The sequence below is a fragment of the Erythrobacter ani genome (assembly GCF_019204025.1).
GTDB classification, from domain to species: domain Bacteria; phylum Pseudomonadota; class Alphaproteobacteria; order Sphingomonadales; family Sphingomonadaceae; genus Erythrobacter; species Erythrobacter ani.
Genome location: NZ_JAGSPB010000001.1, coordinates 1,053,731 through 1,063,953 on the forward strand (window position 1 = coordinate 1,053,731; position 10,223 = coordinate 1,063,953).

At 60.9% G+C, this 10,223-nt stretch carries 14 protein-coding genes; 3 read left to right on the forward strand and 11 right to left on the reverse strand.

Features of this window, described 5'->3' with window-relative positions; genetic code table 11:
- The first annotated feature begins 80 nt into the window (after positions 1–80).
- The 3 genes from KCG45_RS05010 to KCG45_RS05020 all read left to right on the forward strand — a co-directional run bounded on the left by KCG45_RS05010 (position 81) and on the right by KCG45_RS05020 (position 2,164).
- A complete protein-coding gene (locus KCG45_RS05010) occupies positions 81–779 on the forward strand; it encodes an EI24 domain-containing protein (RefSeq protein ID WP_218315976.1) in 699 nt (232 codons plus the stop codon).
- Complete coding sequence (locus tag KCG45_RS05015; protein WP_218315977.1) at positions 772–1,158, forward strand: hypothetical protein; 387 nt, start codon at positions 772–774, stop codon at positions 1,156–1,158. The genes KCG45_RS05010 and KCG45_RS05015 overlap by 8 nt, the downstream gene beginning before the upstream one ends.
- Before the next feature lie 61 nt (positions 1,159–1,219).
- A complete protein-coding gene (locus tag KCG45_RS05020; RefSeq protein WP_218315978.1) occupies positions 1,220–2,164 on the forward strand; it encodes a hypothetical protein in 945 nt (314 codons plus the stop codon).
- Between the two features lie 3 nt (positions 2,165–2,167).
- Here KCG45_RS05020 and KCG45_RS05025 read toward each other — a convergent pair whose 3' ends face one another.
- The 11 genes from KCG45_RS05025 to KCG45_RS05075 are packed head-to-tail and all read right to left on the reverse strand — an operon-like array spanning position 2,168 to position 10,153.
- Positions 2,168–2,647, reverse strand: a complete 480-nt coding sequence (locus KCG45_RS05025; protein WP_218315979.1) for an Rv1443c family protein — start codon at positions 2,645–2,647, stop codon at positions 2,168–2,170.
- Positions 2,647–3,003: a HesB/IscA family protein gene (locus KCG45_RS05030; protein WP_218315980.1), complete on the reverse strand. Its 357-nt coding sequence runs from the start codon at positions 3,001–3,003 to the stop codon at positions 2,647–2,649. Before KCG45_RS05030 ends, KCG45_RS05025 begins: the two co-directional genes overlap by 1 nt.
- Positions 3,000–3,491, reverse strand: coding sequence for a GNAT family N-acetyltransferase (locus KCG45_RS05035; protein WP_218315981.1), 492 nt, complete (start codon positions 3,489–3,491; stop codon positions 3,000–3,002). The genes KCG45_RS05030 and KCG45_RS05035 overlap by 4 nt, the downstream gene beginning before the upstream one ends.
- Complete coding sequence (locus tag KCG45_RS05040) at positions 3,491–3,982, reverse strand: SUF system Fe-S cluster assembly protein (protein ID WP_218316453.1); 492 nt, start codon at positions 3,980–3,982, stop codon at positions 3,491–3,493. The genes KCG45_RS05035 and KCG45_RS05040 overlap by 1 nt, the downstream gene beginning before the upstream one ends.
- Positions 3,982–5,214 carry an aminotransferase class V-fold PLP-dependent enzyme gene (locus tag KCG45_RS05045; RefSeq protein WP_218315982.1) on the reverse strand — a complete coding sequence of 411 codons (1,233 nt, stop codon included), beginning with the start codon at positions 5,212–5,214 and terminating at the stop codon, positions 3,982–3,984. Before KCG45_RS05045 ends, KCG45_RS05040 begins: the two co-directional genes overlap by 1 nt.
- A gap of 25 nt (positions 5,215–5,239) precedes the next feature.
- Positions 5,240–5,662 carry a hypothetical protein gene (locus tag KCG45_RS05050; protein ID WP_218315983.1) on the reverse strand — a complete coding sequence of 141 codons (423 nt, stop codon included), beginning with the start codon at positions 5,660–5,662 and terminating at the stop codon, positions 5,240–5,242.
- The gene (locus KCG45_RS05055) at positions 5,662–6,417 is read right to left on the reverse strand and encodes a SufD family Fe-S cluster assembly protein (RefSeq protein WP_218315984.1); all 756 of its coding nucleotides are present in this window, start codon (positions 6,415–6,417) and stop codon (positions 5,662–5,664) included. Before KCG45_RS05055 ends, KCG45_RS05050 begins: the two co-directional genes overlap by 1 nt.
- The gene (sufC, locus tag KCG45_RS05060; protein ID WP_218315985.1) at positions 6,410–7,159 is read right to left on the reverse strand and encodes a Fe-S cluster assembly ATPase SufC; all 750 of its coding nucleotides are present in this window, start codon (positions 7,157–7,159) and stop codon (positions 6,410–6,412) included. Before sufC ends, KCG45_RS05055 begins: the two co-directional genes overlap by 8 nt.
- A gap of 44 nt (positions 7,160–7,203) precedes the next feature.
- Positions 7,204–8,232, reverse strand: a complete 1,029-nt coding sequence (locus KCG45_RS15600; protein ID WP_369410736.1) for a GNAT family N-acetyltransferase — start codon at positions 8,230–8,232, stop codon at positions 7,204–7,206.
- Positions 8,229–9,722, reverse strand: coding sequence for a Fe-S cluster assembly protein SufB (gene sufB / locus KCG45_RS05070; RefSeq protein ID WP_218315986.1), 1,494 nt, complete (start codon positions 9,720–9,722; stop codon positions 8,229–8,231). Before sufB ends, KCG45_RS15600 begins: the two co-directional genes overlap by 4 nt.
- Positions 9,719–10,153, reverse strand: coding sequence for an SUF system Fe-S cluster assembly regulator (locus KCG45_RS05075; protein ID WP_218316455.1), 435 nt, complete (start codon positions 10,151–10,153; stop codon positions 9,719–9,721). Before KCG45_RS05075 ends, sufB begins: the two co-directional genes overlap by 4 nt.
- Positions 10,154–10,223 lie beyond the last annotated feature (70 nt).

Below are 10,223 nucleotides of genomic sequence, written 5' to 3' on the forward strand. Positions count from 1 at the left end.
CCTCTGCGCTGTTGGCCAAGGGCGGAGGGGCGGAGTTTCGCGTTTGACTTCATCGGGCTGCCGCAGCATCCCTCATCCTTGTGAACGCAGTACTTGTATCCCTCTCGAAAGCCGTGTCCCAACTGGGTGATCCCGCGATCGTGCGGGTCGCGGTCAAGAGCATCGTGATCACGCTGCTGATCTTTGTGGCAGGCGGGGTCGGGCTCTATTTCGGCCTTGCGTGGTTTTTCGCGTGGCTTGGCTGGGAGGCGGGCGGTTTCGCGCAGGCTGCGGCGGCGGCGATCATTGCCTTGATCGCGTTCTGGTTCCTGTTTCGCATCATCGCTCTGGCGGTGCTGCAATTCTTTGCCGACGAGATCGTGGCTGCTGTCGAGGCGCGGCATTATCCGCATGGCGCGGACAGGGCACGCGCGCTCCCACTGCACCGGGACATCGCCAATTCGCTGAGGGGATTTGGCCGCGCCGTCAGCCTCAATCTGTTGGCATTGCCGGTCGCTGCCGTTCTGCTTTTCACGGGGCTCGGCCCCGCAATCGTGTTTCTGCTTGTCAATGCGGTCCTGCTTGGGCGTGAGCTCACCGATATGACGTGGCTGCGGCAAAGCGGGGGTCTTCTTTCACCGAGTCCTGTCAAAGGATCCTCGCGATTCCTGCTCGGCGCGGTCGTCGCCGCAATGATGCTCATCCCATTTGTGAACCTGATCGCAGCAATTGTCGGTGCAGCGGCCGGAACGCATTTGACGCACGATGCGATGCGCCGCAAGAAAGCCGCCGATGCGTAATCTCGTCCTTATCGCCATGCTCGGTGCGACCTCTGCCTGTGCCGGGTCTGGCTTCATTCCGGCCCCGTCCAACGCACCCGTGTTCCAGCCCCCAACCCAATCGAGAACGCAAGCCGCAGAGGCATCGAGCGGTCCTGCGAGTATCATCGGACAGCGGGCGCAGGCGTTGACATCGCGTTTTGGCACGGCCCGGATCGACCTAACCGAAGGCGATGCCCGCAAGCTCCAGTTTGCTGGCCGGACCTGCATCCTCGATATCTTCCTCTACCCCCGCGCGAACGGCGCACAGCCCGTCGCAACCCATGTGGAAGCGCGCCTGAGGGACGGTGGCAGGGGTGCCGACAGCGAGGCCTGCGCCGCAGAAATCGCGCGGCGGTAACCCGGTCTTAAGTACATTTGCGGTATGTCCGCCCCAACTATCCAAGGGGTTTGACCGGGCTATGACGACACATTTCACCGAGCTTGCACAGCGTGCCGCAACCGACGGGGCGATTTCGCCGCAGGAATTGCTGGCCCTTCGTCAGCAGGGCTGGGGCGACGGCCAGATTACCCGAGAAGAGGCCGAAGCTGTCTTTGCAATCAACCATGTGCTGACCGAGCGCGACGACGCCTGGACCGATTTCATGGTCGAGGCTGTCGGCGAATTTGTCCTCAATGGAACGCAGCCGCGCCTGCAATGCAGCGACGAAGAGGCCGAATGGCTCATCGCGCAGGTCGATCATGACGGCATGGTCGACAGCATGGCTGAGCTTGAAACGCTTGTCCGCATTGTCGAACGAGCCGAAAACACCCCGGACAAGCTGAAGAATTATGTCCTCGCCCAGATTGAGCGAGAGGTGGTCAGCGGCACAGGCCCAACACGCTGCGGGGGCGAGCTATCGGCCACGCATATCAGCGCAGCGGAGGTCCGCATCCTGCGGCGTGTGATCTTTGCCAGCGGCGGTCACGGCCCGGCCGCAGTCAGCCGGTTCGATGCAGAATTGCTGTTTAGGCTGAAAGACAAGACGCTCGCGGAGGAAAATGCGCCTGAATGGGATGATTTGTTCCTCGACGGAGTCAGCAATTTCCTCAAAGGATTCATGCTCGAAGGCGCCCAGATCAGCCATGGCCGCGCCACCGAACTCGAAAGCTTCATGGCCGATACCAGCGTCAATGTCGGGCGCTTCATTGCCAGGGCCGCGCAGGAAGCTCCGCAGGTTGCCAATCATTTCGGCAAGGTCTTCGGGAAACGCAGCACCGCGGCGGGATATGAAGAGCGCGCAGCAGAGGGCGCAAAAGTGACCGATTTCGAGCAGGACTGGCTGGAAAAAATGGTCGATGCCGATGGCGAAGTCGATGAGCTCGAACGCCGCCTGCTCGCGCGGATTATCGACGAAGGCGACTAGACGCTACGTCTCGAGCGCGGCGAAGTTCGAGTGTGCCAGCTCGCGCCAACGGTTCTGGCGGTGGGTGTAGAAGATCCGAGCATAGGCCGCGATGATAGGCGTCAACAAACCGGCGGCGATGTGCACGCGGTCGGTGTAGCGCGTGCCTTCACCTGAAGGGTCGGGGCGGATCACGATCCAATGGTCCCAGCGGGTGATGAGCGGTCCATAGCCATTGTCACGCAGGATATGCGTATCGGCATCGGGGCTTTCGGGAATCTCGATACCGATAATCTGCCAGCCGATCGGGACGACACCGAACAACTTCATGCGCACGCGGTGCTCGCCCATGGGCCAATCGCCACCGCGTTCGAACGCAGCCGGGTAATCGAATGTCAGCATCGGCGACGCGACGTGATCGAGCAGGCGCGGGGTCATGACCCGGCGCAGGACCTCATCCGAGCTCGCATCGATATAGGTGGTCAGTTCAACCGTCGTGGCCATCAAACCATAAAGCTCTCACCGCAGCCGCATGCGCCTTTCGCATTCGGGTTTTCGAACACGAAGCCTGCGGTAAAGTCGTCTTCGCGCCAATCCATGGTCGAGCCGACAAGGTAGAGCACGCTCGCCCCGTCGATGTAGAAAGTGCCGCCGGGCGTTTCGATTTTCTCGTCGAACTTCGTTTCTTCGGTGACGTAGTCGACCGAATAGGCGAGCCCCGAACACCCCCGCCTCGGCGTCGATAGCTTCACTCCGATCGCGTCATCGGGTGCTTGGGCCATGAGGTCGGCGATGCGCCGCTCCGCACCTTCGGTCAGGATGACCGCCGCGGGCAGTTTGCGCGTTTTCGTATCGGTCATGCCGCGAGCTCCTTTTGCCAGAACAATGCATGGCCCATGTCGGGGTCAAGCTGATAATCGCCATAGCCGAGCGACGCATAGAGCGCTTTCGCCGGCTCATTACCGCTCAGCACCTCAAGCGTGACCTTGCATGCGCCCTTGTCCGCCGCGATGGTCTCGATCTCGGCAAACAGCGCTTTGCCAACGCCCTGTCCGCGAAACTCCGACTTCACGATCACGTCGTGAATATTGACCAGCGGCTTTGCAGCAAATGTCGAAAAGCCGACAAAACAGTTTGCCAGTCCCGCAGGCGCGCCATCCGAATACGCGATCAGCGAAAACGCTGTTGGGTAATCCTGCATCTTTGCCGCAAGCGTAGCCTTTGCCTCGGGGTTCAGCGGTTCGCCCCCGCCCATGGGATCGCGCGCGTAATAGTCGAGCAATTCCATAAGATCGGCTGCATCGCCCGGATCGGCGTAATCGATGTTTCGGATCGTGATATCAGCCATCACAGCATTCCCAGTTCGAGCCGCGCTTCGTCGGACATCTTTTCCGGGCTCCACGGCGGATCCCAGACCAGATTGACCTCCGCATCGCGGATGCCGGGAACCGATGAAGCGCGCAGCTCGACCTCGCCCGGCATCGTCTCTGCGACGGGGCAATGCGGCGTGGTCAGCGTCATGGTGATGGTCGCATCGGCGTCATCATCGACTTCGACACCGTAGATCAGGCCGAGATCGTAGATATTTACCGGAATTTCCGGATCGTAGATTTCCTTGAGCGCATCGACCACCGCGGTCTGCAGATCACTGCCCGCTCCGCCGACCGGCCCTTCTGCGGGTTTCTGATGCAAGAATCCTTCGAGATAGTCGCGCTCGCGCGGCGCAGCGGCTTCGTCGGGGTCAACCACGTCCGAAACGCGCGCACGCGGCGGTTTTACGACCTGATCGTTCGGCGCCGGTGCCGCTACGAATTCGCGTTCTTCCTGAGGCTTGTTCATCATGCTTTTCCAAAAATCCGGCGCGTGCGGGCGATCCCTTCCAGCAGCGCGTCAACATCGTCATCGTTAGAATACAGACCAAAACTGGCGCGCGCCGTGGCCGGGACTTCGAGATAGTCCATCAGGGGCTGCGCGCAATGGTGCCCCGCGCGGATCGCTACATTCGCCTCGTCGAGGATCGTGCCGAGATCGTGGGGGTGAATATCGTCGATCGCGAAGCTGACGATGCCTGCGCTGTCGGCGGGGCCAAACAGGGTGACGTCGTTCATCGCGCCAAGTTCCCGGCGCAGGCGGGCGACCAGCCCGGCTTCGTGCCTGTGCAGCCGCTCGATCCCAACTGCGGCGACATAGTCAGCAGCAGCGGCAAAGGCGATCGCCTCGGCGATTGCAGGCGTGCCAGCTTCGAAACGCTGCGGCGCGGGCGCATAGGTGGTCTTTTCGAAAGTCACGCGGTCGATCATCGATCCGCCGCCTTCCCATGGGGGCATCGCGCCGAGAATGTCGCCCTTTGTCCATAGCGCTCCGATCCCGGTGGGACCGTAAAGTTTGTGCGCGCTGAAGACATAGAAATCGCAGCCGAGCCTGCCGACATCGACGGCCATGTGCGGGGCGGACTGGCACCCATCAAGCAGCAGCTTCGCGCCAACCTTGTGCGCCAAATCAGCGGCGAGCGGCGCGTCGAGCACGCTGCCAAGTACATTGGAGACATGGCACAAAGCGACCAGCCTGTGCTGCTCGGTCAGTATCTCTTCGGCCGCGGCGAGATCGATCCGGTGGTCGTCCGTCAGCGGACACACATCGATTTCTGCACCTGTCTCCGCCGCGATCATCTGCCACGGCACGATGTTCGAATGATGCTCAAGCTGCGACAGCAGGATGCGGTCGCCCGGCTTGAGGTTCGCCCGGCCCCAACTGTTCGCGACGAGATTGATCGCTTCGGTCGCACCGCGGGTGAAGACGATTTCCTCCTCGCGTCCACCAAGGAATGTTGCAATCGTTCGCCGCGCATCTTCATAGGCGCGCGTCATCTCGGCCGAACGGGAGTATACGCCGCGGTGCACAGTCGCATAATCCTCGCCAAGTGCGCGGCTCATCGCATCGATCACCTCCCGCGGTTTCTGCGCGGTCGCCGCTGTATCGAGGTAATGCCAAGGCGCTCCGTCGCGCGTGACCATGCCCGGGAAATCCGCGCGCAGTTCTTCGGCCAGACTTATGGTGGCAGGCGCGTTCATCGCCTCATCTCGAATGAATGGGGCATCACGGACACACTTCCCTCGTCCATTCGCCGGCATTCGGGCCGCGCTGGCACTTGCGCCGCATCCCGGCCTCGACGGCTTTCCAGCGCCCTGCACTGGAGCGCAGATCGAAACGCCACTGGACGCCGGCAATCGCGTCGTCCTCCATATCGTCGATCGTAACAAGCACGACGCGAAGGTTCGGGTCCTTTTCGTGAGCCATCTCTGCGATGACAGCGCCGTTCGCTCTCATACCGTAATCTCGCAGATAGAAATCGACATGATCGTGCGGCTCGTCATGCGATATGGCGTAGCGCTGGATGGGAGCGAACGCGCTGATCGGGGGGAGTTCGGCTGTTTCGGAAGCTTCAGCCGACGGTGTGCCCGCACCTCCCATAAAGAGTGCGGCCACCGGAAACGCTACCAGTAGACCCCTTTTCATCATCACTTTCTCTCCTCCAGTTTCTCCAGAGCTGCCTCCAGGAGTCTCTCGCGCTCTGCATCATCGCCGAGTTCGACAAGCGCATCCCCTAAGAAAGCCTGCACCAAAAGACGCCGCGTCTCCTCCGGCGAGAGGCCGCGCGCGGCCATGTAATAGCGCGCGGATTCATCGAGCTGACCGACAGTCGCACCGTGCGCGCACTTGACGTCGTCGGCAAAGATTTCGAGCTGCGGGACGGCATTGGCGCTCGCTCCCGCTTCGAGCAGCAAGCCTTTGAAATCCTGCGCAGCGCCGGTTTTCTGGGCGCGGCGCGCCACTTTGATTTCACCGAGAAAATTGCCGGTGCCGGTGCCCCAGTGGACGCTCCGCACCGTCTGATTGCTGGTCGCCTCAGGCTCGGCATGGATCGTCGTGGTTACGAATTCGCGCACCGCATCGCCGCCGCCGATCGTGATCCCGCCAAATTCGAAATGCGCGCCTTTGCCGAGCGTCACTTCGACTTCGAGGCGGGTATAGTCGGCGCCAATGTTGGTGACGAACAGTTCGGCCCGTGCACCAGCGCTTAGCACAAGGCGAATGCGGCGAAGCTCCGGTGCGTCGCCGCCAACGATGAAGGATTCACGGTGGGTTTCCCCCGCCGGGACAGCCATTTCGGTCCACTGGTCGAGCGCCTCGGCCCCGATCCGCGCAAGCGCATCGACGTCGGCATAGCGCCAGGCCTCGTCACGGCGTGTCGGAAGGGTCGCTGTCTCAGGCATCTGCCATCACCGCGTCGTACCCCTCACCCTCGAGCCGCAGCGCAAGCTCCGGCCCGCCGGTCTGGACAATCCGCCCATCGGCAAGAATGCTGACCCGGTCGGGTTTCACCACGTCGAGCAGGCGCTGATAATGCGTAATGAGCAGCACGCCCTTGTCAGGGCTGCGCATGATCGAATTGATGCCCTCGCCCACGATGCGCAGCGCGTCGATGTCGAGGCCGGAATCGGTCTCATCCAGCACAGCGAATTTGGGATCGAGAATGCCCATCTGGACCATCTCGGCGCGCTTTTTCTCACCGCCCGAAAAGCCGACATTCACTTGCCGCTTGAGCATTTCCATGTCCATCTTGAGAAGCCCTGCCTTCTCTTTGGCAAGCTTCAGGAATTCGCCGCCAGAAAGCGGCTCTTCGCCGCGATATTTGCGCTGCGAATTGAGCGCCTCGCGCAGGAACTGGACGTTCGACACACCGGGAATTTCGACCGGATACTGGAAGCCGAGGAACAGACCTGCTCCGGCGCGCTCATGCGGGTCGAGATCAAACAGATCGCCCCCCCGGAACTCCACCGAGCCCTGCGTAACCTCATAGCCCGGCTTTCCCCCCAGCACGTGTGCGAGGGTCGATTTGCCGGCGCCATTCGGCCCCATGATGGCGTGCACTTCGCCGGCAGGCACTTCGAGGGTGAGGCCTTTGAGGATCGGTGTGTCGCCGACATTGGCGTGAAGGTTTTCGATATTGAGCATTCGCGTCATCTCTTCAAAAATTTGGTTCTGCTTCGCACCGCCCGTCAGCTGCGGCGGCTGGGATAATCCTGTTTGGGGTTGGCTTCGCGGTGTGCGCGGGCGGCCTCGCGGCGATCTCCGATCCGGGCCCTCATTCCGAGCGTGATCCGCTCCAGCACCTTGTCCATATCGTCGAGGATGTCGGATGCGCGGACACGCATCACTTTTATACCGACCGCCTCGAGGCTCTTGTCGCGGCGAGCCGCGAGCTGTTCGTTGTCGCCTTCCTCGAAAATATCGACCGCCATTCCGAGCGTATGGCAATTGAAATCGACAATCGCGCTGCCGACGACGGCGTGGCGCTTGAAGGTGTGACGGCCAAGGTCCGCCTCGGCAAACCGCTTGGCAAGCGCCTTATGCGCCTCGGACGAAAAGCGGCGGCGTTCGCGCGCCTGATTGTGCAGCTCATCGAGGCGCGAATCCGAAATCTTCCAGCCGCGGCCTTTCTTGTTGAGATTGGCAGTGGCGTCGGACGTGTCTTTGAGGCCGAGGGTTTTGCGCGAATTGCCCGCCGTTTTGGCTTTGGAGCTCAGCTTAAAGCGCTTATGCACCCGGTCGACTGGTGTACCATCCGCCAGCGGGACAGCTTCCGTGACCGAATGATGTTCGAAACCCATCTTCGAATAAAAGGCGATGCCTCCCGTGTTATCCGCACGGATCGTGGCGTTGATCTCTTTCAGGCCTAATTCGCGAGCGCGGACGCTGGTCGCAGCAAACAGTCTGGTCCCTATTCCGCGCTGCGTTGCCGCTCGCTGCGCGAACGTCGCGATATCGGCGACCCCATCGGGCAGAGAGGAGGATCTCACCAGAGTTTGGAAGCCGGCAACTTCACCGGAATGCGGATCTTCGGCCACGAAACAGCCAAGCACGTCAGGACCCGTAAGATATTTCTGATCGAGCGATTCGCCTGAAAAGGATTCTTCAAGCGCGGTCGTGCCGCCAGCGCGAATTACTTCATTCAGCAATTGCGCCAATGGTTCGGCGTCTTCAGAACGAACCTGGCGCACCTCGAGAGTTTCTGCGACGGCTATCACCCCACACTCCCCTCAAGCGAGATCGCCAGCAGCTTCTGCGCTTCGACGGCAAACTCCATCGGTAGCTCTTTCAGCACGTCCTTGGCGAAACCGTTGACGATCAGCGCCACGGCCTCTTCCTCGTCCAGTCCCCGCTGCATCGCGTAGAACAGCTGTTCGTCGCTGATCTTGGAAGTGGTCGCCTCGTGCTCGATCTGCGCGCCGGGGTTCTTGACCTCGATGTAAGGCACGGTGTGCGCGCCGCACTCGTCGCCGAGAAGCAGGCTGTCGCACTGGGTGAAGTTGCGCACACCCTCGGCTTTCGGGCCGACGCGGACGAGTCCGCGATAGGTGTTGTTCGATTTGCCAGCACTGATCCCCTTGGAAATGATCGTCGAACGCGATCCTTTGCCGTTGTGGATCATCTTCGTGCCGGTGTCGGCCTGCTGGTGATTGTTGGTCACCGCGACCGAATAGAATTCACCCACGCTGTTTTCACCATTCAGGACACAGCTTGGATACTTCCATGTCACAGCGGATCCGGTTTCGACCTGCGTCCAGCTGATTTTTGACCGGTCGCCCTGGCACAGCCCGCGCTTGGTCACGAAATTGTAGATACCGCCGACACCTTCGCTGTTGCCGGGATACCAGTTCTGCACGGTCGAATACTTGATCTCGGCATCTTCCATGGCGACCAGTTCGACCACGGCAGCGTGGAGCTGGTTCTCGTCGCGCATCGGCGCAGTGCAGCCTTCGAGATAGGAAACGTATGACCCCTTCTCGGCAATGATCAGCGTGCGTTCGAACTGACCGGTATTCTCAGCATTGATGCGGAAATAGGTCGACAGCTCCATCGGGCAGCGAACGCCCTCAGGCACATAGACAAAGGTCCCGTCGGAAAAGACCGCGCAATTGAGCGTGGCAAAATAATTGTCGCGCTGAGGCACGACCCGACCGAGCCACTTCTTCACCAGCTCGGGATATTCCTTGATCGCTTCGCTGATCGACAGGAAGATCACGCCCGCTTTCTTAAGCTCTTCGCGGAAAGTGGTCGCGACGCTGACACTGTCGAACACGGCATCGACCGCAACCTTGCGCGCACCCTTTACCCCGGCGAGCACTTCCTGCTCCGCCACGGGAATTCCGAGCTTGTCGTAAACGCGCTTGATCTCGGGATCGAGCTCATCAAGCGATTCCAGCTCGATCTTCTTTTTGGGCGCGGCGTAGTAATACGCGTCCTGGTAATCGATTTTCGGATAGCCGACCTTAGCCCAATCGGGCTCCTCCATGGTCTGCCACAGCCGGAATGCCTTCAGCCGCCAGTCGAGCATCCATTCCGGCTCGCCCTTCTTCGCAGAAATGAAGCGCACAGTGTCTTCCGATAGGCCTTTCTCGGCATATTCAGTTTCGATGTCGGAGGACCAGCCATGCTCGTATTCGGCAGCATTGGCAGCCGCCGCCTTTGCATCGGCGTCCATTTCGGGCGTTTCGAGATCGAGGTTGTCGGTCATGCCACTTCTTTTTCGTGAGCGCGCTGCGCAGGCTTTGTGCGCAGCTGGGTAAGGGTGATTTCGGCCAAGGCGCCGCGCAAGGCGTCGTTGATGATCGGCCAATGTGGCTTCATCGTGCAGTGCGCTTCGTGGTCGCACTCGCCGCGCGCATCGACGCAGGCCGTGAGCGCGATCGGCCCTTCGACTGCTTCGACGATATCGGCGACCGTGATCGCGGCAGCCGGCCGCGCAAGCTGCAAGCCGCCATGCGCGCCGCGCAGCGATCGAAGCAGTCCCGCGCCCGTCAGCTTGCTGACGAGTTTCTGGACAGTCGGCCGCGGCAGGCCGGTTTCTTCAGCCAGCTCGCTTGCACTAATTCGCTCACCGCCACAGTGGTTTGCAGCGGCGCTCATCGTGATGACGGCGTAGTCGGCAAGGTTCGAAAGGCGCATACGAATCAAATCGGAGCATTTTACTCCGATTTCAAGCATAATCGGATTTTTGCGAGTCGTTCGCGTTTAC

Bases quoted from the DNA above. Each gene is read 5' to 3' on its own strand.
- KCG45_RS05020 (WP_218315978.1), top strand. From the start codon at position 1,220: ATGACGACACATTTCACCGAGCTTGCACAGCGTGCCGCAACCGACGGG.
- KCG45_RS05045 (WP_218315982.1), bottom strand. From the start codon at position 5,214: ATGAACGCGCCTGCCACCATAAGTCTGGCCGAAGAACTGCGCGCGGAT.
- sufC (WP_218315985.1), bottom strand. From the start codon at position 7,159: ATGCTCAATATCGAAAACCTTCACGCCAATGTCGGCGACACACCGATC.
- KCG45_RS05040 (WP_218316453.1), bottom strand. From the start codon at position 3,982: ATGAACAAGCCTCAGGAAGAACGCGAATTCGTAGCGGCACCGGCGCCG.
- KCG45_RS05030 (WP_218315980.1), bottom strand. From the start codon at position 3,003: ATGACCGATACGAAAACGCGCAAACTGCCCGCGGCGGTCATCCTGACC.
- KCG45_RS05035 (WP_218315981.1), bottom strand. From the start codon at position 3,491: ATGGCTGATATCACGATCCGAAACATCGATTACGCCGATCCGGGCGAT.
- sufB (WP_218315986.1), bottom strand. From the start codon at position 9,722: ATGACCGACAACCTCGATCTCGAAACGCCCGAAATGGACGCCGATGCA.
- KCG45_RS05015 (WP_218315977.1), top strand. From the start codon at position 772: ATGCGTAATCTCGTCCTTATCGCCATGCTCGGTGCGACCTCTGCCTGT.
- KCG45_RS05055 (WP_218315984.1), bottom strand. From the start codon at position 6,417: ATGCCTGAGACAGCGACCCTTCCGACACGCCGTGACGAGGCCTGGCGC.
- KCG45_RS05050 (WP_218315983.1), bottom strand. From the start codon at position 5,662: ATGATGAAAAGGGGTCTACTGGTAGCGTTTCCGGTGGCCGCACTCTTT.
- KCG45_RS05075 (WP_218316455.1), bottom strand. From the start codon at position 10,153: ATGCGCCTTTCGAACCTTGCCGACTACGCCGTCATCACGATGAGCGCC.
- KCG45_RS05025 (WP_218315979.1), bottom strand. From the start codon at position 2,647: ATGGCCACGACGGTTGAACTGACCACCTATATCGATGCGAGCTCGGAT.